We start from the raw sequence: 25,748 nt of genomic DNA on the forward strand, positions 1-25,748 counted from the left end.
CGCCGTTCCTCGATTGTTACCAAGTGGTGGATCTGTGGTGGGAGAGCCGTGGTGGACGACTTGCGAAGGTTGACCCATCGAGATCGCAGGGCTTCAGGCCAGGCGAGGCGTTCGAGGCAAGCATCACGGATCCGGGGGGGTCCGCGGCACGGGAACATGGGCCCGCTCCGCAGTCAGGTGTCATCTCGATCGCAGACAAGAGAACGCCGGGTGGTCATCGACCACCCGGCGTTCGTCGTCTGTGCGCAGGTCAGCCGCCCAGGCGCTCTGCCGTGAGCCGCCCAGGCGCTCTGCCGTCAGCCGCCCAGTCGGCGTGTCAGGGCCTGCGCGGTGGTGCGTACGGCGCCCGCGAGCCGCTCACGGTCGACGTCCTCGTCGAGCGGGAAGGTCACCGCGACGCCGGCCACCGGGTGCTGGTTGTGGTCGAGCACCGGCGCGGCGACGCTGGCCAGTCCGGCGGAGACCTCGCCGTCCTCGACGGCATGCCCGCGCTGGCGGGCCTCCGACAGCAGGACCCTCAGGGCGCTGGGCGACGTCGGACCGGTGCCCACGCGGTCCACGAAGCTGTCCCGGTCGGGGTAGAGCGCGCGGACCTGGCTGGCCGGCAGCGACATCAGGATGGCGCGCCCACTGGCCGTGAGGTGCGCAGGCAGGCGCACGCCGACGTCGGTCACCAGCGGCGGCCGACCGGGTGCCCGCTCCTCGAGGACGTAGAGGACGTCGCGCCCGTGCAGGACGGCGAGGTGCCCGCCGTACCCGGTCTGGTCGACCAGGGCCGCGAGCGGCCGGCGGGCGATGCGGCCCAGCGGCTCCTGGCGTGCGTAGCCCGTGCCGACCTCGAAGGCCGCGACGCCGAGGCCGTAGCGGCGTTCGTCCGCGAGGTGCACCACGAAGCCCTCGTCGATCATCGTGTTGACGAGGTGGTACGCCGTGCTGCGCGGCAGGTCGCACGCACGCATGATGCGATCCAGCGGGACCGGATCGGGCTGGCTCGCCAGGAACCGCAGCACCCGCAGGGTGCGCGAGGCGGCGGGGACCTGGCTCATGGTCCGATCCTGCCCGATCCGGAGGGGACGCTCAGGCGCGGTGGGAGCCTCCGGTGGAGCTGCCGGTGCCTCCGTCACGCTGGTCGGGGTCGGTCCAGTCGGGCTCGACCGGGCTCTCGGACGTGGTCGTGTCCGTCGACTCCGTGCTGCTCGATGTGGTGCCGTCCGCCGTCGTGTCGTGCGCCGTCGTGTCGTGCGCCGGAGCGTCGGTCGGCGTGATGTCGGTCCTGGTCGTGTCAGCCGTCGTGTCAGCCGTCGTGTCAGCCGAGCCGGTCGTCGAGCCGGTCGTCGAGCCGGTGGTGCCGGTGTCGGCGTCGCGGCTGTCGAAGATGGTCTCGGGGTCGCCCGCGGTCGTCGCCTCGGTGCGCGGGGCGTGCGTGGTCGTCCTGGTGCTGTCGGCCGCGTGGGTGCCCATGGAGGCCCCCGAGGGGTGCGGGTCCGCGCCCTCGGGCTCGGTCCGCTCGCCGGCGTGGGTGCCGGTCACCGCGGCGGTGTCGGGGGTGTAGTCGCCGGCCTTGTGGTCCACGTCGGGGTCGAGCCGGTCCGCGGCCCGGATCCGGTCCTCGTGCAGCGCCTCCTCCTGCGCGACCGCGCCCCGGGCCTCCTGGGCCCGCTCGTCCGCGCGCTCGGCCTGGAGTCGCGCCTGCTCGGCCTGGGCCTCCGCCTCCCGGGCGCGGGCCTCGGCGTCGGGGATGACCGCGGCCCGGTCGTCGGCCTGCTCGCGCAGCTCGGCCGCGCGGGCCCGGTTGTCCTCGCGGCTCTTCTTGCGCATCGACGAGACGATGAGTCCGATCACGACCAGGGCGGCCACGACGATGACGAGGGTCCAGATGATCTGCTCGGTGGTCACGGTTGCGCTCCTTGCTCCCGTACGGCGACCTCGGGCGGCGCCGCACCTCCCGCCACCCTAGGCGCGTGTCTCGGCCACGAGATACCTCCCCCGGGATGAAGTCTGGGATCCGAGACGAGCCCGCGACAACGCCCCTGTCGCGGGCCGCCGGCGAAGGATTGGATGAGGTCATGAGCGACACCACCTCCCCGCCCACCGTCACCGTCGGCGTGGGACCCGTCTCCTTCGCCGACGTGATCGCGGTGGCCCGCGACGGCGCGGCCGTCGACCTCGGCGACGACGCGCTGACGGCCATCGACCGCGCCCGCGCCGTCGTCGACGAGCTCGCCGCCGCGAGCACCCCGGCGTACGGCATCTCGACCGGGTTCGGCGCCCTGGCGACCCGGCACATCCCCACCGAGATGCGCGCCCAGCTGCAGCGCTCGCTGGTCCGCTCGCACGCCGCGGGCTCGGGCCCCGAGGTCGAGCGGGAGGTGGTGCAGGCGCTGATGCTGCTGCGCCTCTCGACGCTCGCGACCGGGCACACCGGCGTACGCCGCGAGACCGCACGCCTCATGGCCGACCTGCTCTCGGCCGGGATCACGCCGGTGGTGCGCGAGTACGGCTCGCTCGGCTGCTCGGGCGACCTCGCCCCGCTGTCGCACTGTGCCCTGGCGCTGATGGGGGAGGGGGAGGTGCGCGACGCCGCCGGCACCCTGATGCCCGCCGCCGACGCGCTCGCCGCGGCAGGCCTCGCGCCGGTGGAGCTGGCCGCCAAGGAGGGCCTCGCCCTCATCAACGGCACCGACGGCATGCTCGGCATGCTGGTGATGGCGATCAGCGACCTGCGGATGCTGCTGCGCACCGCCGACATCGCCGCCGCGATGAGCGTCGAGGGCCAGCTCGCCACCGACCGGGTCTTCGCCCCCGAGCTCCAGGCCATCCGCCCGCACCCCGGCCAGGCGCTCTCGGCGGCCAACCTCGTGGCCCTGGTGGCCGACTCGGCGATCGTCGCCTCGCACCGCACGGGCGACTGCAACCGCGTCCAGGACGCCTACTCCCTGCGCTGCTCGCCGCAGGTCCACGGCGCGGCCCGCGACACCGTCGAGCACGCCGCGCTGGTCGCCGGCCGTGAGCTCGCCTCGGCCGTCGACAACCCGGTGGTCCTCGCCGAGGAGGGACGGGTCGAGTCCAACGGCAACTTCCACGGCGCCCCGGTCGCCTACGTCCTGGACTTCCTCGCCATCATCGCCGCCGACGTGGCCTCGATCAGCGAGCGGCGTACGGACCGGTTCCTCGACCGGGCGCGCAGCCACGGGCTCAACCCGTTCCTGGCGAGCGACCCGGGCGTGGACAGCGGGCACATGATCGCCCAGTACACCCAGGCCGCGATCGTCTCGGAGCTCAAGCGGCTCGCCGTCCCCGCCAGCGTGGACTCCATCCCCTCCAGCGCCATGCAGGAGGATCACGTCTCGATGGGCTGGTCGGCGGCCCGCAAGCTGCGCCGCTCGGTCGACGGCCTCACCCGGGTCGTGGCCATCGAGGTCCTCACCGCGGCGCGCGCCCTCGACATGCGCGAGCTCCCACCGGCGCCGGCCACCGCAGCCGTCGTACGCCTCCTGCGCGACGCCGGCATCGAGGGCCCCGGCCCCGACCGGCACCTCTCACCCGAGATCGAGACGGCCGTCTCGCTCGTCGCCAGCGGCGCGGTCCTCGACGCCGCCCAGTCCGTGATCGGAGAACTCGCATGACCGACACCACCAACCCCCGGCTGCCGATCCACGCCGCCACCGGCACCGAGCTGTCCGCCAAGTCGTGGCAGACCGAGGCCCCGCTGCGGATGCTCATGAACAACCTCGACCCGGCCAACGCCGAGCGGCCCGAGGACCTCGTCGTCTACGGCGGCACCGGCAAGGCCGCCCGCAGCTGGGAGGCGTACGACGCCCTGGTGCGGACCCTGCGCGACCTCGAGGACGACGAGACGATGCTCGTGCAGTCCGGCAAGCCGGTCGGCGTGATGCGTACCCACGAGTGGGCGCCGCGCGTGCTGATCGCCAACTCCAACCTGGTCGGCGACTGGGCCAACTGGGAGGAGTTCCGCCGGCTCGAGGACCTCGGGCTCACCATGTACGGCCAGATGACGGCCGGCTCGTGGATCTACATCGGCACCCAGGGCATCCTGCAGGGCACCTTCGAGACCTTCGCAGCCGTCGCGGACCTCCGCTTCGACGGGACGCTCGCCGGCACCATCACCCTGACCGCCGGACTCGGCGGGATGGGCGGCGCCCAGCCGCTCGCGGTCACCATGAATGACGGCGTCGCGATCTGCATCGAGTGCGACCAGTCGCGGATCTCCCGGCGCATCGAGCACCGGTTCCTCGACGTGCAGGCCGACTCCCTCGAGCATGCGCTGGAGCTGGCGGTCGAGGCGCGAGACGCCCGTCGCCCGCTGTCCATCGGCGTGCTGGGCAACGCCGCCGAGATGGTGCCGGCGCTGCTCGAGCAGGACGCGCCCATCGACATCGTCACCGACCAGACCTCGGCCCACGACCCGCTGTTCTACCTCCCCGTCAGCGTGCCCTTCGAGGAGTGGCAGTCCCAGCGCGAGGCCGACCCGGCCGGCTTCACCAAGGCCGCCCAGGCCTCCATGGCCGCGCACGTGCGTGCGATGGTCGAGTTCCAGGACCGCGGCGCCGAGGTCTTCGACTACGGCAACTCGATCCGCGACGAGGCGCGCAAGGGCGGCTACGACCGGGCGTTCGACTTCCCCGGCTTCGTCCCGGCGTACATCCGTCCGCTCTTCTGCGAGGGCAAGGGTCCGTTCCGCTGGGCAGCCCTGTCGGGCGACCCGGCCGACATCGCCGCGACGGACCGGGCGATCCTCGAGCTCTTCCCCGACAACGAGCGGCTCCACAAGTGGATCACGATGGCCGGCGAGCGGGTGTCCTTCCAGGGCCTGCCCGCGCGCATCTGCTGGCTCGGGTACGGCGAGCGCCACCTGGCCGGCCTGAAGTTCAACGAGATGGTCGCCTCGGGCGAGCTCAAGGCGCCGATCGTCATCGGCCGCGACCACCTCGACTGCGGCTCGGTCGCCTCGCCGTACCGCGAGACCGAGGCGATGCTGGACGGCTCGGACGCCATCGCCGACTGGGCGCTGCTCAACGCGCTGGTCAACACCGCGTCCGGCGCGAGCTGGGTGTCGATCCACCACGGAGGCGGCGTCGGCATGGGTCGCTCGATCCACGCCGGCCAGGTGTGCGTCGCCGACGGCACCGAGCTGGCCGCGCAGAAGATCGAGCGGGTGCTGACCAACGACCCCGGCATGGGTGTCATCCGGCACGTGGACGCGGGCTACGACCGGGCCGCCGAGGTGGCCGCGGAGCGCGGCGTACGCATCCCGATGCAGGAGGGCTGACAAGAAACGCCTGACACCCGCCCTCCTTGTGGTTCAGGATGCGGCCATGACAGACACGGGGGACAGGAAGCCGGCGCGCTCGCGCGTCGCACTCACGGACATCAGCTCGCGGGCGTGGGAGCACCCGGCGGACCGCGGCGCGCTGGTGGCGCTGCGCAGGCTCAAGGGCTTCGACGTGCTGCTCAAGACCATGTCGGGGGTGTTCCGCGAGCGTGCCCAGCGGCTGACGCTGCTCGGCTCGGCGGTGCGGGTGGACGAGCGCCAGTTCGCGCGCCTCCACCGCCTGCTCGCCGAGGTCGGCCGGAGCCTCGACGCGCCGGACCTGCCCGAGATGTACGTGACGGCCGACCCGCGGCTGACGGCGCAGACGATCGGCATGGACCGCCCGATCATCATGCTGTCGTCGGGGATGGTGCACCACCTCGACGACGACGAGCTCCGCTTCCTCATCGGCCACGAGCTGGGCCACGCCGTGAGCGGCCACGCGGTCTACCGCACGCTCCTGCTCCAGCTGCTCGGGCTCACCGGCCTGCTCAGCGCGATCCCCGGCGGGACGGTCGGGATCCGGATGGTGACCGTCGGCCTCCTGGAGTGGTCGCGCAAGGCGGAGCTCTCCGCCGACCGCGCCGGCGTGCTGGCCTGCCAGGACCCGACGGCGGCCCTGCGGACGCACATGAAGCTCGCCAGCGGCGGCACGCTGGAGGAGCTCGACGTGACCTCGTTCCTGGCCCAGGGCGCGGAGTACGACGAGGGCGGGGACGTCCGCGAGTCGCTCATCAAGCTGTCGCTGCTCCAGCAGCAGTCCCACCCGTTCGCCGTGGTCCGGGCCACCGAGCTGCGTCGCTGGATCGACTCCGGCGCCTACACGGCGGTGCTCGGCGGCGTGTACCCGCGCCGCCAGGACGATGCGGACGCCTCGATGAGCGCGGCCGCCCAGGAGGCCGCGGCGAGCTACACCGAGACCTTCGAGCGCACCCAGGACACCCTGGGCCGGCTGGTCCACGACCTCGCCGGTTGGCTGGGCTCGGCGAGGACCTGGCTCGACGAGCGCTTCCGCCGGGGTCCTGAGACCGCCTGACGGTCCTCGGCCCCGGCTTCGCTGCGTGGCCAGGGTGGCGGCACATCGCATCGGCGCCGGCCAGGGTGGCGGCACATCGCGCCGTCCGGACCCATCCCCGGGCAGTCTGCCGCCACCCTGGCGTGCGCCAGCCGGCGTCGGGTGCCACGACCGCCGGCAGCGGCGCCCGGCCGCACGCGGACGTCGTACGACGTGAGCCCGCGTCGCGGCGAGGAGGGCGCCGACCGAGGGACTCTGTCGGCGAGTCGGTCACCGTAGGGGCGTTGCAACGGTCACACGGTGACAGAGTCCCCGGCTGGGCGGGGACTCTCCCGCGCGCCACCCGCCCGGAGCGGAAGCCGCACCGGTCAGTCGGTGATGACGGGTTCGCCGGTGGCGGGGTCGGCCAGCGGCGTGGTGTCGCCGGCCGTGATGCCGTTGACGACTGGCGTGATGAGCCGCTCCAGGATCAGGGCCAGGACGGCCATGAGTGCGCAGCCGACCACGATCATCGCGACGAACGCCCACGACCACCCGTGGTTGAGCATGAAGCCCGCCACCACCGGTCCCAGGATGGTGCCCGCCTGGAAGGCCCCGGCGCTGACCGCGTTGTAGCGCCCGCGCAGGTGGTCGGGCGCCAGGTCGTTGGTGATCGCCGGGATGGTCGGCTGGAGGAGCGTCTCGCCGAGGGCGAAGACTGCGTTGAAGGCCAGCACCCCCAGCGCCGCGGCGGTGGTGCCGGGCACCAGGCCGGTCAGCCCGAGCAGCAGCCAGGAGGTCACCCACAGCGCCGACATGACCAGGAGCACCCGGGTGCGCCGGTGGCCGCTGATGCGGCGCAGCACGACGAACTGCAGCAGCACGATGGTCGCGGTGTTGACCGCGAAGCCGAAGCCGATGACCCGGGTGGACACCTCGCTGACGGTGCGGGCGAAGGCCGGCAGGCCGGCCTCGATCTGGCCGTAGCCGACGAAGGTGGCCAGGAAGGTCAGCGCGGTGAGCCACAGGACCGCCGGCTGGCGCACGATCGCGAGGTAGCTGCCGGCCGAGGGGTCGGCGTCCTCCGGGCTCTCGGCGCGGCCGTGGACGTGACGGAGGGGGCCGAGCAGCAGGGCGATGGGGACGAGCATGCAGGCGGCGTCGGCGAGGAAGATCGCGCTGAACGTCGAGGGGTCGCTGACGTCGGCGTAGAAGCCGCCGATGATGCCGCCGGTGCCGATGCCGAGGTTGACGAGCGCGAAGTTGATCCCGAAGTACTGCTGGCGGGTCTCACCCGTGGTGACCGCGGCGACCAGGGCGTTGAAGGCCGGCCAGGAGACGCCGAAGTTGAAGCCCAGGAACGCGAAGCCGAGCGCGAACTCCAGCGGTGAGGTGGCGAAGGCGATCACCGTGCAGCCCACCACCTGGGCGCTGGTCGAGAAGAGCAGCATCCGGCGCGCGCCCAGGCGGTCGACGAGCGCGCCGCCCGGCCCTGTCACGGCGAGCGCCACCACCGCGATGAAGGCCATCAGCAGCCCGGCGAGGTCGAGGGAGATCCCGCGGACCTCGTGCATGTAGATGATCGTGAACGGCAGGGTCAGCCCGCGGCCCAGCGTCTGCACCACGACGGTCGACAGCAGCCAGCGTCCCTCGACGGGCAGGGAGGTCCAGAAGGCGCGCATGCCGGGACGGGTCGTGGTGCTCACCGGGGGATCTTCGCCCCTGGCACCGACACTCACCAATCCCAGGTCGGACATGACAGCAGGGACATGACAGTGGCCCGGCCCCCGCGAGGGGGACCGGGCCACGAGTGTCGTGCGTTCTGGTGTGGTGCTACCAGACCCGACGGCTGTTGCCGCCGATCGGCACGAAGTTGAGGATCAGGCCGACGACCAAGAGGATCGCGCCGATCGTGGTCAGGACGGGGATGTTGGCCACGAGGCCGACGATCAGAAGAATCAGGCCGAGTACGACCATGGGTGCTGCCCTCCTAAGAGGTCTCACTTTGAGACCGACGACTCACATTGCCCGATATCCGGACAGAAAGCCAACACCCTCACGGGTGAGCCCGCCTGTTGGGGTGGGGCGACTCAGTCCTGAAGGGCCGCGATGGCGTCGTGGATCGACAGCGTGCGGCGGGCCGACTCGACGTGCAGCGCCTCGACGAGACGACCCTGGTGGGTCACCACGTGCGACGTACGTCCCTCCCAGGCCTCGAGGATCCCGCGCGCGGTCTCCACCGCCTGCGGGCTCGGCGCGAACGTCTCGTTGGCCCCCTCGACCTGCCCCGGATGGATGAGCGTCTTGCCGTCGAAGCCCATCTGCCGACCCTGGGTGCACTCGGCGAGGAACCCCTCGGTGTCCTTCACGTCGTTGTAGACGCCGTCGAGGATCACCTTGCCGGTGGCCCGCGCGGCGAGGAGGGCGAGCGAGAGCCCGGCCAGCACCGGGGCACGGCCCGGGACGTGCTCGGCGTACAGCTCCTTGACGAGGTCGTTGGTGCCCATCACGAGCACGGTGAGCCGCTCGGAGGCCGCCGCGATCTCCTCGGCGTGCAGCATGGCGTACGGCGTCTCCACCATCGCCCACAGCGACGTGTGCTCGGGCGCGTCGTGCTCGGCCATCGTCGCGACGAGGGAGCGCACGGCGTCCGCGCAGTCCACCTTGGGTACGACGATCGCGTCCGGCCCCGCGGCGCACGCGGCCGCCATGTCGTCGGCGTGCCACGCGGTGTCCGCGCCGTTGACCCGGATGGTCACCTCACGGCGGCCGTACTCACCGCTGGCCGCGGCGGCACAGGCGGCGTCGCGGGCGGCGTCCTTCGCGTCGGGGGCGACCGCGTCCTCGAGATCGAGGATGAGCGCGTCGCAGGGCAGCGTCTTGGCCTTCTCCAGGGCCCGCTCGTTGGAGCTGGGCATGTAGAGGACGGAGCGGCGGGGGCGGAAGTCGGTCATCGGGTCAGTCCTCGATCGTGACGGCGTCGTACTGGGCCTTGAGCGCGGGGTCGATCGCCGCGAGCTGCTCGGCGAGCTCGACCATCACCAGGCACTGCTTGAGCGAGGCGTCGTCCTCCATCTTGCCGTCGAGCATCACCGCCCCGGTGCCGTCGCCCATGGCGGCGACCACCCGGCGGGCGTGCGCGATCTCCTCGGCGCTGGGCGCGAAGACCCGGTTGGCGATCTCGATCTGCTTGGGGTGCAGGGTCCACGTGCCGACGCAGCCCAGCAGGAAGGCGTTGCGGAACTGGTCCTCGCAGGCGGTCGTGTCGGCGATGTCGCCGAAGGGGCCGTAGTAGGGGTAGATGCCGTGCATCGCGCACGCGTCGACCATCCGCGAGATCGTGTAGTGCCACAGGTCCTGCTGGAAGACGTCGCGGTGCGCCTCCGGCTGGTCGGGGTTGGCGTCCGCGCGCACGAGGTAGCCGGGGTGGCCGCCGCCGACGCGGGTCGTCTTCATCCGGCGGTCGGCGGCGAGGTCGGCCGGACCGAGGGAGAGGCCCTGCATGCGCGGGCTGGCGCCGCAGATCTCCTCGACGTTGGCCACGCCGCGAGCGGTCTCGAGGATGGCGTGCACCAGGATCGGGCGCTGCAGGCCGGCCCTGGCCTCGAGCTGGGCGAGCAGCCGGTCGACGTAGTGGATGTCCTCGGCGCCCTGCACCTTGGGGACCATGATCACGTCGAGCTTGTCGCCGATCTCGGAGACGAGGGTGGTGAGGTCGTCGAGCACCCACGGGCTGTCGAGGGCGTTGATCCGCGTCCACAGCTGGGTGGGGCCGAAGTCGACCTCCTTCGCGATCCGGACGAGCCCCTCGCGGGCGGCCTCCTTGTTGTCGGCCTTGACGGCGTCCTCGAGGTTGCCGAGCAGCACGTCGACGGTGCCGACCATCTGCGGCACCTTGGCGGCCATCTTCGCGTTGGACGGGTCGAAGAAGTGGATCGCGCGACTGGGGCGGGCCGGGATCTCGGTGACCGGAGCGGGGGCCCCGACGGCGAGCGGGCGGAAGAAGTCCTTGGCTGGGCGCATGGGGCGGAACCTACCGAAAGGCGGTTACCGCCGGGTATGACGTATTCCACTCCCGGGCAGGATCAGCTTCGCCGGTTCCACCAGCGCCGCGTGCGCTGCTCGGGCTCCTGTGCGGCGAGGGCGGCACGCTGGGCCTCGACCCGCGCCGTACGACGCCCGCGCCAGGCGGCGACCTCGGCCTCGACGTCGCGCTCCGGGGTGATCACCGGGGGACCGCCGAGCAGCTGCATCCGGGCGCGTCGGACGCGGGCGTTGAAGCCCTCGAGCTCCTCGCGCACCTCGGACTCGGCGGTGATCCGGTCGAGGCGCGTCTCCAGCTCGGCGTACTCCTTGCGGAGCTCGAGCGCGGGCGGGAGCACGCTGATCTGCTCGCGCTCGACGAGCTTCTTCACCCACCAGTCGGGGTCGTGCTCGCTGCCGAGGCCCTCCAGCGGCTTGCCGGCCCCGGGGAGGTCGTCGAAGTCGCCGCGCTCGAAGGCGATCCGCAGCTGCTGCTCGACCCACTGGGTCTGGTGCTGGATGCGGGCGGCGGCTGCGGACTGCCCCGTGCGGTCGTCGCGGGCACGCTCGTGGCGGTGCGGGTCCTCGTCGTGCTGTCGGTGCTGGTCGGTCATGTCATCACCTCCGAGGCCTCCAGCGTAGGTGGCGCACGGGTGCGGCCGCAGGGGTGTTCGGGGCGTCCGAGCGGTGCCACACTCGAACGATGAGCACCTCCCGCACGGAGCCGATCGACAAGTGGGTGCGCGGGCGGGTGGGCGACGTGCTGGTCCTGGAGACCCGGGAGCCGTTGCTGGTGTGGCAGGACGGCTTCCCGCCCGTCTACGCGTTCGCTCGCGACGAGGTGGCCGCCGGCGTGCTGCGGCCGGCGAGCGGGTCGTCGTACACGGGGGGCTGGTTCTTCGGTCCGCACCGACCGGTGGCCCAGTGGTACGACGTGGTGGTGGGCGACGACGTCGTCGAGTGCGGGGCGTGGACCCTGGAGGACCTCCCGGAGCGCGTGGTGCTGACCTGGGAGCCGGGTCGGCTGGCCTGGACCGAGGAGGACGACCCGGTGGGCCTGCACCCGCGCGACCCGCACAAGCGGGTGGAGACGCTGCGCAGCTCGCGGCACGTGGAGGTGCTCGTCGTCGACGTCGTGGTGGCCTCGAGCGAACGGCCCGTGCTGCTGCTGGAGACCGACCTGCCGACGCGCTACTACCTGCCGCGCGAGGACGTCCGTCTCGGCCTGCTCAGCCCCACCGACAACCGGTCGGCCTGTCCCTACAAGGGCACCGCCGACCACTACTGGAGCTATCCCGGACCGCCCGAGGTGGCCAACGTGGCCTGGTCCTACTCGTCCCCGCTGCCGGCGGTCGCGGACATCGCCCACCGGATCAGCTTCTACAACGAGCTCGTCGACCTGCGCGTCGACGGCGTCGTCCTCGAACGGCCCGAGTCGCCGTTCAGCAGGGTCGAGCAGCGTCCCGGCGGTCGGTGAGCCGACAACCCGGTCGCCGGGGCGGCGTACACGTCCGTAGTCTCCCCGCATGGCTCTCCCCGCGGCGCGCGTGCTCTCCGTCAACGTCGGCTCTCCCTCGCCGCGGAGCGGGAGGAAGAGCCCGACCGGCATCGGGAAGGTCCCGGTCGACCTCATCGAGGTCGCCGACCCCGGACCCAAGCGACGCGGGCCCGACGGGGAGGGCTTCTCGGGGGTAGCTGGCGACTTCGTCGGCAGCGGCCGCCACCACGGCGGGACCGATCAGGCGGTCTACGCGTTCGCCCGCGAGGAGCTCGACCACTGGGAGCGCGAGCTCGGACGGGACCTGCCTGCCGGCATGTTCGGCGAGAACCTCACGACCACCGGGATCGACGTCGACGCGGCCGAGTACGGCGACCGGTGGAGCATCGGCGAGGTCGAGCTCCGGGTCAGTGCGCCCCGGGTGCCGTGCGCGACCTTCGCCCAGCGGATGGGGGAGCGGGCGTGGGTGCGGCGCTTCGCCGAGCGTGGTCGGGCCGGCACGTACCTCGCCGTCCTGGAGCCGGGCACGATCCGGCCCGGTGACCCCATCACCGTCCGGAGCTCCGGGTCCGGCCTCGCCATCCCGTTGCTGCTCGCGGCCTGGATGGGCGACCTCGACGCGGTCGCCGAGGCCATGACGCACGACGACCTCGACGAGGAGAGCCGGCGCCACTTCACCCGGCTGCTCGCCCGGCGGGCCTGACGCCTGCGTCGGATAGTCCGTGACGAAGGGACCCCGGATCGGCGCGTTCACGGGTCCGTTCGTCACGGACTACCGCGGTCCCCCGTGGGTGGTTTGGGACGATCTGGTCGCCGAGATCGCGGTCCGACCCACCAGATCGTCCCAAACTACGGCGCTTCGGGGCGTACGACGCTCAGTTGAGGATGCGCATCGTCTTCGGGACACCGCCGCCGCGGTGCACCTCCTCGACGAGCTCCTGCAGCGCGGTCAGGGCGACGTTCTGCGAGAGCGGGCCGTGCGAGACGCGGGCGACGCCGAGCTCCTGCTGGCGCTCCAGCGACGGGGTGCCGGGGATGGCGATGGTCGTCAGGCGCTGGGGGCCGAAGGCGTCGACCAGGGTGACGATCTCCTCCTCGGTGAGGATGGCCGGCACGAAGACGACCGGGGCCCCGGCGTCGAGGAAGGCCTTGCCACGCTGGACGGCGTCGGCGAGGACGTCGGCCCGGTCCCGGTCGCGACCGAGGTGGAAGGCGTCGGTGCGGGCGTTGAGGACGAAGTCGGGGACCCCCTCGGCGGCGGCCGCCTTCATCACGGCCTCCACCTGCGCGGCGGCCTCGGCCAGCGGCTTCATCTGGTCCTCGAGGTTGGCGCCGACGATGCCGACGCCGATGGCGCGGCGGACGGTGTCGGCGGCGTCGCCGTACCCGCCCTCGAGGTCGGCGCTGACGGGCAGGTCGGTCGCCTCGACGATGCGCCGGCACATGTCGAGCATCTCCTCGACCGGGATGACCTCCCCGTCGGGATAGCCGAGGGTGGCGGCGATCGAGTGGCTGGCGGTGGCCAGGGCCTTGGTGCCGGGCACGTCGGCCACGGTCTTGGCGCTGATGGCGTCCCAGACGTTGACGACGGTCAGCAGCTCCGGGGCGTGGTGGAGGGCGAGCAGGTCGGTGGCGCGAGCGGATGCAGTCATGTCTCGGTCAAGGTCGCACCGGCGGGACCTATTCCCGCGCGCTCCCGGTCGACGGGACGGGCTCGCCGCGAGTGGGCCTCGCGGCGCGCCCGCCGTCGACGGGTCAGACGACCTTCAGCGTGACCGTCCCGGAGGTGGAGCCCGTGACTCCGGTGCCGCCTCCGTAGACCGTCTTGAGCTTGTGCTTGCCCTTCTTCAGCCTGGGGAGCTTGACCTTGGCGAGGCCGCCGGCGCCCGCCTTGAGCTGGACCTTGGCGACGAGCTTGCGGCCGTCGTAGATCTTGACGAGCCCGGTGGGCGAGCCGACTCCGGCTGCGGAGACGACGACCTTCACCTTCGCCCGGCTGCCCACGGCGACCTTCTTCGGTGCCTTGAGCACCGTCGTGGACGACGCCGCGGCCGGTGCGGGCGCCGGGGCCGGCGCGGGCGCGGGTGCGGGCGCCGGAGCCGGGGCGGGTGCGGGTGCGGGAGCGGGCGCCGGGGCCGGGGCGGCGGGGGTCGCGACCAGGACCGAGGCGGACGTCGCCGTACCGGTCGCGTAGCCGGTCATCGTCGCGCTGATGCGCACCGAGACGCGCTGGCCCGCGTCGCCGGAGCGGACGACGTAGGTGCGGGCCGTCTCGCCGGCGATGGTCGAGCCGTCGAGCAGCCACTGGTAGGACAGCGTCGCCGCCGACGGGGTCCACGTGGAGGCCGGCACGGTGAGCGTCTCGCCTACGACGGCCTGTCCCGTCGGAGCTCCCACGAACGTGGTGGTGGGAGCGTCTCCCGTCAGCCCGACGACCGCGCCGCTGGTGGCGGACCCGTCCGCGTGGCCGAGGAGGCGTCCGGTCCAGCGGGCGGACAGCGAGGCACCCACGTCCACGGGACGGACGGCGTACGTCGTCGCCGTCTCGCCGGCGATCGGAGTGCCGTTGCGCAGCCACTGCACGGACGCCTGCACCCCGTCGAGGTCCCAGGTCGGGGAGGTGCTGGTGAGGACCGTGCCGACCTTGCCGGAGCCCGCCGGGGCCGGGGTGGACGTCGCGACGGGAGCGGCGCCGAGGAGCCCGGTGACGGGTGCGCTGGTCACGACGCCGTCGGCCCGCCCGGGCACGCGCCCGGTGTAGCGGACGGACAGGGAGGCGCCGACGTCCTCGGGACGGACGACGTACGTCGACGTGGTGGCCCCCGTGGTCGCCTGGCCGTTGCGCAGCCACTGGATGCTCTGCGTGACACCGGAGAGCGACCAGGTCGGCGGCCGGCCCGTGAGCGTCTCGCCGACCCTCGGCGTGCCGCTGATGGTCGGTGCCGTCGTCGCGGTGGCCGCCGGACCCTGCGCGGCCGTGATCGCGTTGCTGCGCGAGGTCGTCGGGGTGCGACCGGGGAGCGTGCCGGTTACCTCGAGCGTGATCGACGCGTTGAGGTCCCCGGCGACCACCGTGTAGGTGGTCCCGGTCGCTCCGGAGATGTCCGAGCCGTTGCGCAGCCACTGGCGCGTGACGGCGGTCCCGGACGGGTTCCAGGTCGGGTCGGTGGACGTGAGCACGGACCCGACCCGGCCGGTGCCCGCGATCATGGTGGACGTCACGGCCACCGGCCCCGCGCCGGGCTTGCCGGTGACGGCCGCGCTGGCCGAGGTGCCGGTGCCGAACTCGGGCGAGCTCCCGGTGACGAGCACGCTGAGCGAGCTGTCGACGTCCACGGCCTGCACGGTGTAGGACGACGCGGTGGCGCCGGGGATGGCCTGGCCGTTGCGCCGCCACTGGTAGCTGTTGGTGACGCCCGGGACGTTCCACACGGGATTCACCGCGGTGAGCGCGGTGCCGAAGACGGCCGTGCCGTTGACCCTGGCCGCGGAGGTGGCGCTCGGGGCGCCACCGATGGTGAAGGAACGCCAGTCGCTCGGCTCGGACACGCGTCCGTCGACGTCGACCGACGCGACCCGCCACTCGTAGGTGGTCCCGACGGTCAGGGCCGTGGTGGGCGCCCAGGCTGTGGCCGGCGTGGTCACGGGGGTCGCGTATCCCGCGCCTGCGGTGCGCATCTCGAGCTTGTACTTCGCCGCCCCAACGACTTCACCCCACCGCAGCACGAGTCCGCGGGGACCCACGATCGCCGCGGCGGCCGGGGTGCTGAGGGCGGGGCGGGCGAGGACGACCTTGAGCTCGCCGATCGCCGACCAGCGCCCGGGGTTGCCGAACGAGTCGACCCGGCGCACGCGCCAGACGTAGGGCGTGTCCGAGGCCTGCAGCGTGGGCACGCCCAGCCCCCCGGTGGTGAACGCGGAGCGCTTGCTCGTCTTGTTGACCTTGAGGTTCGTGGCCGAGAAGTTGCGGTCGCCGTTGGCGGCCACCTGGATGTCGTAGCCGCGGGCGAAGGGCTGCGCCGTCCACCGGAAGGGCACCGCGCCGCTCACGACTGGGATCGTTCCCTCGGGTGGGGCGGGGGAGACGAGCGGGAGCAGGGTCGGGGCGGCGGTCGCCTTCGTGACCGTGCGATATGGAGTCCACCCCAGGGCGTTGCCCTGGACGTCGATCGCCTGCACCCGCCAGTAGAGCGTGCCCTCGGGGTAGAGGCGGTCGGCCGCGGTGTAGGTGGGCTGGTCCACCCGCTTCGTCTCCAGGGGCGAGGAGAACGTGGCCTGGTCGTCGATCTGGAACTCGTACTGCATCCCCGACTGGTAGCTCTTCTCGCCGGTCACATACGTCGACGCCCGGTTCGTGTCGAAGTAGTCCCGCCAGGTGAAGGTGATCTCGGTGTCGGCGGTGGACGAACCCTGCGCCGGTGTCAGCAGCTCGAGTCGGGGGGACGTCTTCTTGAAGGCGTGCCGCGACGGGTTGACGGTGGACCTGGGATCAGGTCCGCACTGCGTGGCGGACTTGCAGGGCTGGATGAACCAGTAGTACGGCGTCTGGGCCAGGCTGTCGGCCAGTGCCTTGACCGGATAGGTGAAAGTCGGCGCCCAGCGGGTGTTGACCGTCCGGGGCGGGGTGGGGTCGAGAGCCCCGGTGGTGAAGTCTCCGTCCCTGGAGACGTGCACCCGGTACTCGGACGCGTACGGCACAGGGTCCCAGTCGAGGACCGGCGTGGCCGGGACCTCGGCGCAGATCTGGTCGACGCCGTCGGCGAGGGTCTTGGCGCACACGTTCCCGGCGTCGAGGCCGGATCCCGTCAGGGCGAGGCGCTGGCCCTTCACGACGGTCAGGGGCAGCACCTCGAACTGGCTCGTCGGTCCGGCCACGTCGAGCGCGACGCCGAACTTGTCGTAGGGCGTGACCCGCCAGTTGTAGCTGCCCGGGGCGAGGAACGCCGTCGAGAGGTCGGTCGCGGCAGGGAAGGGCAGCTTCTTGTTGAGGATCGGGGCGGTCGACGGGGCGAACCAGTTGCCGGTGGTCGCGTTGCCGATTTCCATCCGGTAGTGGTCCGCGCCGGGGTAGGCGCCCCACGCCAGGCTGGGAGCGTCGTAGGTCGGCCCCGGCGATGGCACCGGCACCAGGGGCGTACTGGTGTCCAGCGGGTCCGTGGAGAGAGAGAAGGTTCCGCGGACGATCTCGCTGGTGCGCCCGCGCGCGTCGAGGGCGCGCACCGAGTAGCGGAACGGCCCCTCCTCGGGCTTCATCGTCACGCCGATCGGTGTGAAGGAGGTGGAGTGCGTCTGCTCCTTGGGGAAGGCGAAGCTGTTGGCCCTCACGATCTCGATCTCGTAGACCTCGGTGCCCGGAACAACTTCCCAGTCGAGAGTGGGGACCTGGACCGACGCGCCGTCGGCAGGGCTGGAGATGGCCAGGGCGTCAGAGTCCGTGTAGACGAAAGTCTGCGGGGTGGAGAAGATGCCGTCCACGCCGGCGGAGGGGTACGGCAGGTCCATCGGCCGGACCTTCCAGTAGTACTGGACGCCCTCGGTGGCGGGCATGCACGCGTCGATCAGGTCGAGCTCGCCCGGCGTGTACGTCGTTCCGGCGACGCGGCACTGCACGGTCTCTGCAGTGGGCTCGGTGAAGTTGACGTCCGTGCTCAGCCACAGCTCGTAGTGCGACGCGTGCGGGACCGGGGTCCACTCGAAGTAGAGGTCGTCCTCGACGAACTCCACCTCGCCTGCCGCGTCGTACGGATAGACGGGCTGCGGGGCGTCACGCCACACGCGGTCGAAGGCGTAGTGCTGCTCGGGCGCGAGCCGGACCCACTCGGTCGGGTTGTCGTCGAGGTCCCGGGCGCGGACCCGCCAGAAGTACTGGTCGTTGCCGAAGGTGACGGGCGGGGAGAAGCGCGTGCCGAGGACCCGGTCGGGCACCTGCGAGGTCTCGGGGCTGCTGAAGTCGAAGTCGTCGTCGACCTCGAGCTCGTAGTACTGAGCACCGTCCACGGGCTCCCAGTCGAGGACCACGTCCGTGATGTCCTCGTCGTCGGAAGGACCCGTGACCGTCGGGGTGTCGATCGGCGCGAGGGTGTAGGAACGCGTGTCGGAGAACTCGGTCGAGACCCCGTCGCCGAGCGTGGCGCTTACGTGCCACCAGTACTCGACGTCCGGGTCCTGGTTGTCCGGGACGACCAACGCCGTCGCGTCGGTGGTGTAGGTCGTGGCGCCGACGAACTGCTCCTCGGTGTCCACCTCGACCGTGTACGACGTGGCGCCCGCGACAGGCTTCCACGACAGCAGGGGCGGGTCGGCGGGCTGGACGAGCCGTACGCCGTCTTCCGGGCCGGTGAGCGTCGGGCCGGCCACGGTGTCGACGGTGAAGCCGAAGGGGGAGCTCCAGGAGCTCCAGGCGTTGCCGGAGTCCTTGGCCCGCACCTGGACGTTCTGCTCCCCGACCGCGAGCATCTTGGTCGGGACCGAGACGGTGTTGACCGTGCTGGCGGTCCACTCCGGGGAGCCGAACCCCGGGTCGTTGTCCACCCGCACCTCGTAGCCGGTGGCGCCGGCGACGGGCTCCCATGTGAGCTCGACGGACGGCCCGGTCGGGCCGGTCGGGCCGGTGACCGTCGGGGTGTCCGGCGCGGCCGACGCGGGCGCGGCCTGGAGCGCGATCGCAGCGATGGCCGCGGACAGCGTGAGGTGGGTCAGCCGCCGGACGTGGCGGGACGCGGACGTGGACATGGTTCCCCCTGGATGAGCCCTGGTCGAGCGTCGCCGACGCTAGGCGCCAGGACGTCCGGACCACCGGCGATCGGAGGGAAGTAGTCACTTCGGACCATGATCGTCGCCCGATCGGCCCACGGTGCCGTGTCTCAGTGGTCGCTGAATGCCGACCTCGGTACGGCGACCAGGGCGAGTGCCGCGAGCAGCGCGGCGACCGAGCAGACGGCCCACACGGTCAGGTAGCCGGCGAGCGGTGCGTGCCCGGCGGTGGGACCGTCCAGCGAGCCCGTGGAGGCGAGGGCGATGGCGAAGATCGAGGAGGCGATGGCCCCGCCGACGGTCTTGGTCGCGTTGGTCATGCCCGTGGCGAACCCCGTGCGGTCGGCGGGGGCCGCGGCGGCGGCCGCGGCGGGCAGCGCGGCCACGAGGGCACCCGACCCGATGCCGGCGACGCCCATGTTGACGAGCGCCTGCGTGGTCGTGTCGTGGAAGGGGATCCACAGCGCGTAGCCGACGGCCACCAGCAGGGACGAGGCGATGAGCGCCCGGCGGGCGGTGAGCATCCGGGACGTCAGCGGCAGGGTGAAGGCGCCGACGGCCAGGCTGACGACGTACACGCCGATCAGGGTCGACACGAACGCCGCGTCGGCGCCCAGGCCGTAGCCCACGACATCGGGGTCCGTCCGTGCGAAGGTCGACAGCGGGATCTGCGCGCCCAGCACGGACATGCCGAACAGGAAGGCGGTCAGCTGGACCGGCCACTGCCCACGGGTGGCCATCAGGTCGACGTCGATGAGCGGCTCGGCGATGCGGCGCTCGGCCCGCACGAACGGCACGACCAGCACGACCGAGACCGCGATCAGCAACCAGGCGACGACGGAGGACGGACCCTCGAGGCGGATGACGATGAGGCCGGCCATCAGCACCCCGAGGACGGCGGTGACGAGCCCGAAGCCGATCCAGTCGATCCCTCCGGTCGCCCTGCCGGGCACGTCCTCGATGCCGAACCAGATGACCACGAAGCAGATCGTCACCGCGATCGCCGGCAGCATGAGCAGCACGGTCATCGACGTCGACGCCACCAGGGCGCCGGAGGTGAGGGCGCCGACGATCACGGCCAGCTCGAGCGCGCCGACGAGGATCGCCGCGGCCCGCCGGGTGAGGAGCGCCTGGCGTCCCGTGCCGGCCGTACGCCGGTGGATGATCGCGACCTCGAGCGGCAGCCACACGACGTACGCACCCTGGATCGCCCACCCGATCAGGAACGTCGTGAACGACGGCGCGAAGGCCAGGATCCACGAACCCAGCGCCGTGACCGCGGTCGAGAGGAGCAGCACGTTGCGATGGCCCCACAGGTCGCCGAGCCGGGCCAGCAGCGGCACGCAGAGCGCCGACACGATGAGCTGGGCGGCCTCGAACCAGTTGACGTCGGCGTCCTGGATGCCGAGGTGGTCGGCGATGTCGCTGAAGATCGGCGTGTAGTAGCCCTGCAGGATCCCGCTGGCGATCTCGACGCAGACCAGGAAGCCGACGATGCGCACGAGGTGCGGGGCGACGCGGCCGGCGCCGGTGGCCTCGGACGGCGAGGTGGTCGTCATGCGGGGAGCCTCTCGATGAGGGTGCGGTACCAGCGGACCCCGTCGACGAGGGCCGTGATCGCGAGGTGCTCGTCGTAGGAGTGGATGGCCTCGCGCTGCGCCTTGGTCATCCGGAACGGCGCGAAGCGGTAGACCCGCTCGCAGATCGCGGTGAAGTGCCGCGAGTCGGTGGCGGCGAGCATCACGTACGGCGTGGGGACGGCGTCGGCGAACACCTCGCCGATGCAGGACTCGACCAGCTCGAAGGCCTCATCCATCGGCGAGACCGGCGACGGCTCGCCGGACTCGACCACGTCGATGCGGACGCTGTCGTCCTTGATCGCCGCCCGCAGGTGGTCGACGACGCCGGCGACCGTGTCGCCCACCATCACCCGCACGTTGAGCCCCGCCCTGGCGGTCGAGGCGATGACGTTGAGGGCCGGGCTGCCGGAGAGCGTGGTGGCCGCCACGGTCGTCCGCGTCATCGCGGCGGCCTCCGGGCCCGCGGCGACGAGCACCCGGGTGATGGCCGGCGCGATCCGGTCGGCGCGGGAGAGCAGCGGCCGCACGGGCCGGGGGAGGTGCGGGGCGATCCTGCGCATCAGCTCCAGCGTCGGGGCCGGCGCCGACGCGGGGAAGGACGACTTCTCGACCCGCAGGATCGCGCGGGCGATGCGCGCGGTCGGCCCGTTGCGCGCGGGGGTCGACGCGTGCCCCCCGCGGCCCTCGGCGACCAGCTCGATGCTCGTGGTGCCCTTCTCGGTCACGCCGATGACACCGAGGGGCGCGGTCACGCCCGGGAACGCGTCGTGGGCGATCGCGCCGCCCTCGTCGAGGACGAACCACGGCCGCACCCCCGCGCTCTGGAGGTGGTCGACGGCCTCGAGCGCCGCCGTACCGCTGATCTCCTCGTCGCAGCCGAAGGACAACCAGACGTCCTGGGCGGGCACGTGGCCGGACTCGATGAGCAGCTCGACGGCCTCGCAGATCGCCGCGACGCAGCCCTTGTCGTCGAGGGTGCCGCGGCCCCAGATCGCCGGTCCGGTGGGGGAGTCGGCGATCTCGGCGCCGAACGGCGGGTGCTGCCACGGGGCGTCCTCGTCGATCGGTACGACGTCGAGGTGGGCCATCAGCACGACCGGCCGGGCGTCGCTCGCCCCCGGCCAGTGCATCAGCAGCCCGTGGCTGCCGACCCGGATCACCTCGAGGTCGGCGTGCACCAGGGGGAACTGCGCCTCGAGCTCGACGAGCAGCCGGTCGAAGGCCTCGGTGTCGATCCGGGCCGGGTCGCGGTCGGAGACCGTCGGGATCCGGACGAGCGCCTGGAGCTTGCCCACGACGCGGTCGGCACTGGGGTCGGTCATGGGCAGAACCTAGTGCGGCACGGAGGGTAGTTGGGGACGATCTTGTGGGTTCGACGGCCGGATCGCCCACCACGTCGTCCCCAACTACGCCGGGGTGCGGAGGAACCGGGCGGCTCAGCCCTCGGCCACGTCGATCAGCACCTTGCCGATCGCCCCGCCCTCGACGGCGGCGTGCGCCGCGGCGGTCTCCTCGAGCGGGTGGTGGTGCACCGGCAGGCCGTGCTCCTCGCCGATCCCGAAGGCCCCGTCGGCCAGGGCGGCGGTGATGTCCTCGGCCGCCGCGTCCAGCGCCGCCCAGCCGACGGTGTAGAGCAGCACCCACTGGAAGCGCGCGTTGGTCGAGAACGTCTCGCGCACGCTGATGCTCACCTCGTCGCCACCGTTGTTGGCGTAGATCGCGATCGTCCCGCGGGGCCGGATCACCTGCACGTCGAGCCGTAGGTTCTGCGCGGGTGCGACCTCGACGACGATGTCGACGCCGTCCGGGGCGATCTCGCGGATCGCCGCGACCGGGTCGCCCTCGCGGTAGTTCACGGTGTGCTGTGCACCGGCCGCGGTCGCCAGGGCGGCCTTCTCGTCGCTGCTCACCGTGCTGATGACGGTGGCGCCCGCCCAGCGGGCGAGCTGGATGGCCGCGTTGCCGACCGCGCCGGCCCCGCCCGCGACCAGCACGGTCCGCCCGGCCAGGGCGCCGGAGGCGAGCCGCTCGGGACCGTCCTCGGAGGTGGTCAGCGCCCGGTGGGCGGTCACCGCGGGCACGCCGAGCGAGGCGCCCACGTCGTACGACGCGTGGTCGGGCAGGACGGTAAGGTTGCGCACCGGCAGCACGACCTGCTCCTGCGCGGTGCCGCCGGGACGGGTGTGCTGGGCCAGCATCGTCCAGACCCGGTCGCCGACGGCGAGCTCGGTGACGCCGGGCCCGACGGCGTCGACGACTCCGGCGCCGTCCTGGCCCGGGACGATCTCGGGGAAGGCCAGCTCGCCCATGCCCCCGGCGCGGAACTTCCAGTCCGTGGGGTTGACGCCTGCGCGCACGATCCGCACGCGGGCCTCGCCGGGGCCGGGCTCGGCGGCATCCCGCTCGACCAGGTCGAGCACGGAGGAGTCGCCGCTCTCGGTGTAGACGACAGCACGCATCAGGGTTCCCTTCGTCGAGGATCGCTTCCAGCGGGGACAACACGAGCGGGACGCGGTCTATGCCGTCCCCGGACGCACGAACCGGCGCGGACCCCGTGGGTCCGCGCCGGCTCGGAGGTGTGGATCAGCTGCGGTCGAGCGTCGGGTAGTCGGTGTAGCCCTCGGCGCCGCCGCCGTAGAACGTCGCCTGGTCGGGCTCGTTGAGCTCGGCCCCTCGGCGCCAGCGCTCGGCGAGGTCGGGGTTGGCCAGGAACTCGCGACCGACGGCCACCAGGTCGCCGAGGTCCTCGTCGATGATCGACTCGACGTCGGAGAAGTCGGTGACGCTGGAGAAGCCGGAGTTGAGCATGACCGGTCCGCCGAAACGCTTGCGCAGGTCCGCGACGAGCGCGCTGCGCGGGTCGGCGAGGATGCTGAGGTAGGCCAGGTCGAGCTCCTTGATGCCGTCGATGAGGGCCTCGTACGTCGCCGTGGTGAACGCCTCGTCCTCCTCCAGCACGCCCTGGATGTTGTGGGCCGGCGAGATGCGGATGCCGACCCGGTCGCCGCCGATCGCCTCGGCGACCGCTCGGGTCACCTCGATCGCGAAGCGGGCGTGCGCCTCGGGCGACCCGCCGTACCCGTCCGTGCGGGTGTTGGAGGACTGACCCAGGAACTGGTGGATCAGGTAGCCGTTGGCGGCGTGCACCTCGACCCCGTCGAGGCCGGCCTCGACCGCGTTGCGGGCGGCGGTGACGAACTCCTGCACGACGCCGGGGATCTCGTCGGTCTCGAGCGCGCGGGGGGTCGGCATGTCGACCTGGCCCTCGGCGGTGACCATCTTCCCGTCAGCGGGGAGGGCGCTGGGCGCGACGCTCTCGAGACCGCCCTTGTTGTCCGGGTGCGCGACCCGGCCGACGTGCATCAGCTGGGCGACGATGTGGCCACCACCGGCGTGCACGGCGTCGGCGACCTTGCGCCAGCCGGCGACCTGCTCGGCGCTGTGGAAGCCCGGGGTGTCGAGGTAGCCCTGGCCGACCGCGCTGGGCTGCGAGCCCTCGGTGATGATCAGCCCGGCGCCCGCGCGCTGCCCGTAGTACTCGGCGTTCAGGTCGCCGGGGACGGTGCCCTTCGCGCGGTTGCGGGTGAGGGGAGCCATCACGAAGCGCTGGGGGAGCTTCCAGCTGCCGACGACGACCGGTTCGAATGCCTTGGACACGGGGGGCCTCTTTCCTTGGACTTGTTGATCGTTCACCTGGTCCAAGGAGTGGGCCGACGCGAGGATTCCCCGGTGTGGCTCAGGTCACCGGGTCCGTCACCACCGTCCGCGGTGCACGGCGTCGGTACGCCGCTCGCGCCGGGCCGCGGAGCCCCGCGTGCCCGTGGACTCCGTGCGGTGGCCCACGGTGATCGCACCGATCGGGGTGTGGTCGCCCGGCACCCCGAACGCCTCGCGGAAGCCGTCCACGTGCTCGCCCGGGATGCCGAAGAAGCAGGCGCCGAGGCCCTCGTCGACCGCCGTCTGGAGGATCAGCAGGGCGGCCATCCCGGTGTCGACGTGCCAGTAGGGGACCGGCCAGCGGGCCTCGTCGCGGTCGGTCCAGCCCTTGTCGGGCTCGGCGTAGCGGTCGAGGTAGGCGTCCTTGTGGGCGAGCGGCACGATCACGACCGGCGCCGTGCGCATGCCGTCGAGCCAGGTGTTGGGTTTCGAGACGGGCGCCAGGGCGCCCTCCTCAACCACCGGAGGCGGTGCCCCGGTGGCGACCCAGAAGCGGGCGACGTCGTCGGGGGTGTCCAGCACCAGGAAGGCGAAGCCCTGGCTGAAGCCCGCGCTCGGTCCGCGGACCGCGTTGGCGAGCAGCCGGTCGAGGACCTCGGGGGCCACCGGCCGGTCGGCGTACCGGCGGACCATGCGGCGTCGTCGTACGACGTCTTGGAACTCCATGCCCCGACTGTGGCACGCTCCGATGCATGGAAGAGGGAGTCGTGCCGCTCGTCGAGGTCGACCAGTCCGGGCACGCGGAGCGCGCGTGGGTCGTCGAGGCGATCCGCCGGCTGAAGGCCGACCAGACGCGCTCGGCCGACACCCACCTGCACGCGGTGCGGATGCCGGCCTTCACCGACGTCGACCTCTACCTCAAGGACGAGTCGACGCACCCGACCGGATCGCTGAAGCACCGGCTGGCGCGCTCGCTGTTCCTCTACGGCCTGTGCAGCGGGCTGATCCAGGAGGGCACCCACGTCGTCGAGGCCTCGTCCGGCTCGACCGCGGTCAGCGAGGCGTTCTTCGCGCACCTGCTCGGGCTGCCCTTCACGGCGGTCATGGCGCGCACGACCTCGCCGTCCAAGATCGCGCTCATCGAGCGCGAGGGGGGCCGGTGCGTGCTGGTCGACGACCCGGCCTCGGTGTACGACGTCGCCCGGCGGCTCGCGGAGGAGACCGGCGGGCACTACCTCGACCAGTTCACCTACGCCGAGCGCGCCACCGACTGGCGCGGCAACAACAACATCGCCGAGTCGATCTTCGACCAGCTCGCCATGGAGCGCTTCCCGTCGCCCACGTGGGTGGTCGTGGGCGCCGGCACGGGCGGCACGTCCGCGACGATCGGACGCTACGTCCGCTACCGCGGGCTCGACACCCGGCTGTGCGTCGTGGACCCGGAGAACTCCGCCTTCCTCGCTGCCTTCCGCGACCCCACGTGCGGGGAGACGACGTGCGGCTCGCGCATCGAGGGCATCGGCCGCCCGCGCGCCGAGCCGTCGTTCCTGCCCGACCTGGTCGACCGGATGGTGCGGGTCCCCGACGCCGCGTCGGTCGCCGCCGCGCACTTCCTGCGGGCCCGCACCGGGCAGCTCGCGGGGCCGTCGACCGGCACCGCGCTGTACGCCGCCGTCAAGCTGGCCTGCGACATGCGGGCCGCCGGCGAGTCGGGCTCGATCGTGACGCTGCTGTGCGACGACGGGGTCCGCTACCTCGACACCTACTTCTCCGACACCTGGGTCGCGGCGCAGGGCTGGGACCTCGCGCCGTACCTCGCCGTCCTCGCACGGGCCTGGGACGACGGGGTCTGGACCGGCTGACGGTCTGGGATCCGAGACGTTCCGGCGGCGCGCGTCGTTGACCGCGGGC

20 protein-coding genes are annotated in these 25,748 nt (G+C 72.4%); 6 read left to right on the forward strand and 14 right to left on the reverse strand.

Annotation, left to right across the window (positions count from 1 at the left end; all coding sequences use genetic code 11):
- Positions 1-296: 296 nt before the first annotated feature.
- Both ASG94_RS11900 and ASG94_RS11905 read right to left on the reverse strand, forming a co-directional pair.
- Positions 297-1,046, reverse strand: a complete 750-nt coding sequence (locus tag ASG94_RS11900; RefSeq protein ID WP_056926680.1) for an IclR family transcriptional regulator — start codon at positions 1,044-1,046, stop codon at positions 297-299.
- A 31-nt stretch (positions 1,047-1,077) separates the two neighbouring features.
- Positions 1,078-1,896, reverse strand: coding sequence for a hypothetical protein (locus ASG94_RS11905; protein ID WP_056926681.1), 819 nt, complete (start codon positions 1,894-1,896; stop codon positions 1,078-1,080).
- A gap of 170 nt (positions 1,897-2,066) precedes the next feature.
- Here ASG94_RS11905 and hutH point away from each other — a divergent pair, with 170 nt between their 5' ends.
- From hutH to ASG94_RS11920, 3 genes are read left to right on the forward strand one after another with little or no spacing between them, the layout of a single operon-like run.
- Positions 2,067-3,626 (forward strand): histidine ammonia-lyase, encoded by a 1,560-nt coding sequence (gene hutH, locus ASG94_RS11910; RefSeq protein WP_056926682.1) that lies wholly within the window; start codon positions 2,067-2,069, stop codon positions 3,624-3,626.
- Positions 3,623-5,290: a urocanate hydratase gene (gene hutU, locus ASG94_RS11915; protein WP_056926683.1), complete on the forward strand. Its 1,668-nt coding sequence runs from the start codon at positions 3,623-3,625 to the stop codon at positions 5,288-5,290. Before hutH ends, hutU begins: the two co-directional genes overlap by 4 nt.
- A gap of 46 nt (positions 5,291-5,336) precedes the next feature.
- Complete coding sequence (locus tag ASG94_RS11920) at positions 5,337-6,368, forward strand: M48 family metallopeptidase (protein ID WP_056926684.1); 1,032 nt, start codon at positions 5,337-5,339, stop codon at positions 6,366-6,368.
- 347 nt (positions 6,369-6,715) lie between these two features.
- Here the strand turns inward: ASG94_RS11920 and ASG94_RS11925 are convergent, their stop codons facing one another.
- The 5 genes from ASG94_RS11925 to ASG94_RS11940 all read right to left on the reverse strand — a co-directional run bounded on the left by ASG94_RS11925 (position 6,716) and on the right by ASG94_RS11940 (position 10,963).
- Positions 6,716-8,032, reverse strand: a complete 1,317-nt coding sequence (locus tag ASG94_RS11925) for an MFS transporter (protein WP_056926685.1) — start codon at positions 8,030-8,032, stop codon at positions 6,716-6,718.
- A gap of 127 nt (positions 8,033-8,159) precedes the next feature.
- Positions 8,160-8,303 (reverse strand): hypothetical protein, encoded by a 144-nt coding sequence (locus ASG94_RS22180; protein ID WP_200958105.1) that lies wholly within the window; start codon positions 8,301-8,303, stop codon positions 8,160-8,162.
- A 113-nt stretch (positions 8,304-8,416) separates the two neighbouring features.
- Positions 8,417-9,280 (reverse strand): HpcH/HpaI aldolase/citrate lyase family protein, encoded by an 864-nt coding sequence (locus tag ASG94_RS11930; RefSeq protein WP_056926686.1) that lies wholly within the window; start codon positions 9,278-9,280, stop codon positions 8,417-8,419.
- A 4-nt stretch (positions 9,281-9,284) separates the two neighbouring features.
- Positions 9,285-10,349, reverse strand: coding sequence for an HpcH/HpaI aldolase/citrate lyase family protein (locus ASG94_RS11935; RefSeq protein ID WP_056926687.1), 1,065 nt, complete (start codon positions 10,347-10,349; stop codon positions 9,285-9,287).
- A 62-nt stretch (positions 10,350-10,411) separates the two neighbouring features.
- Positions 10,412-10,963: a J-domain-containing protein gene (locus tag ASG94_RS11940; protein ID WP_082624145.1), complete on the reverse strand. Its 552-nt coding sequence runs from the start codon at positions 10,961-10,963 to the stop codon at positions 10,412-10,414.
- 89 nt (positions 10,964-11,052) lie between these two features.
- Between ASG94_RS11940 and ASG94_RS11945 the strand changes: the two genes are divergently transcribed.
- Both ASG94_RS11945 and ASG94_RS11950 read left to right on the forward strand, forming a co-directional pair.
- Positions 11,053-11,826 (forward strand): DUF427 domain-containing protein, encoded by a 774-nt coding sequence (locus tag ASG94_RS11945; RefSeq protein WP_056926688.1) that lies wholly within the window; start codon positions 11,053-11,055, stop codon positions 11,824-11,826.
- 49 nt (positions 11,827-11,875) lie between these two features.
- On the forward strand, positions 11,876-12,550 hold the full coding sequence (locus ASG94_RS11950) for an MOSC domain-containing protein (RefSeq protein WP_082624146.1): 675 nt from the start codon (positions 11,876-11,878) through the stop codon (positions 12,548-12,550).
- Positions 12,551-12,722: 172 nt separating this feature from the next.
- On the opposite strand, the gene ASG94_RS11955 is transcribed toward ASG94_RS11950, so the two are convergent.
- The 7 genes from ASG94_RS11955 to ASG94_RS11985 form a co-directional block, all read right to left on the reverse strand.
- Positions 12,723-13,499 (reverse strand): isocitrate lyase/PEP mutase family protein, encoded by a 777-nt coding sequence (locus ASG94_RS11955; RefSeq protein WP_056926689.1) that lies wholly within the window; start codon positions 13,497-13,499, stop codon positions 12,723-12,725.
- A 103-nt stretch (positions 13,500-13,602) separates the two neighbouring features.
- Positions 13,603-18,579: an Ig-like domain repeat protein gene (locus tag ASG94_RS11960; protein WP_056926690.1), complete on the reverse strand. Its 4,977-nt coding sequence runs from the start codon at positions 18,577-18,579 to the stop codon at positions 13,603-13,605.
- 131 nt (positions 18,580-18,710) lie between these two features.
- Positions 18,711-20,159: an MFS transporter gene (locus tag ASG94_RS11965; RefSeq protein ID WP_056926691.1), complete on the reverse strand. Its 1,449-nt coding sequence runs from the start codon at positions 20,157-20,159 to the stop codon at positions 18,711-18,713.
- Complete coding sequence (locus ASG94_RS11970; protein WP_056926692.1) at positions 20,156-21,502, reverse strand: M20/M25/M40 family metallo-hydrolase; 1,347 nt, start codon at positions 21,500-21,502, stop codon at positions 20,156-20,158. The genes ASG94_RS11965 and ASG94_RS11970 overlap by 4 nt, the downstream gene beginning before the upstream one ends.
- Positions 21,503-21,616: 114 nt before the next feature.
- Positions 21,617-22,639, reverse strand: a complete 1,023-nt coding sequence (locus ASG94_RS11975) for an NADPH:quinone reductase (RefSeq protein WP_056926693.1) — start codon at positions 22,637-22,639, stop codon at positions 21,617-21,619.
- 124 nt (positions 22,640-22,763) lie between these two features.
- Positions 22,764-23,837 carry an alkene reductase gene (locus ASG94_RS11980; RefSeq protein ID WP_082624147.1) on the reverse strand — a complete coding sequence of 358 codons (1,074 nt, stop codon included), beginning with the start codon at positions 23,835-23,837 and terminating at the stop codon, positions 22,764-22,766.
- Positions 23,838-23,933: 96 nt separating this feature from the next.
- Complete coding sequence (locus ASG94_RS11985; RefSeq protein WP_056926694.1) at positions 23,934-24,563, reverse strand: nitroreductase family protein; 630 nt, start codon at positions 24,561-24,563, stop codon at positions 23,934-23,936.
- A gap of 26 nt (positions 24,564-24,589) precedes the next feature.
- Between ASG94_RS11985 and ASG94_RS11990 the strand changes: the two genes are divergently transcribed.
- Positions 24,590-25,699 (forward strand): PLP-dependent cysteine synthase family protein, encoded by a 1,110-nt coding sequence (locus ASG94_RS11990; RefSeq protein ID WP_056926695.1) that lies wholly within the window; start codon positions 24,590-24,592, stop codon positions 25,697-25,699.
- The last annotated feature ends 49 nt before the right edge of the window (positions 25,700-25,748 follow it).

This window comes from Nocardioides sp. Soil805, from assembly GCF_001429625.1.
GTDB lineage: Bacteria > Actinomycetota > Actinomycetes > Propionibacteriales > Nocardioidaceae > Nocardioides.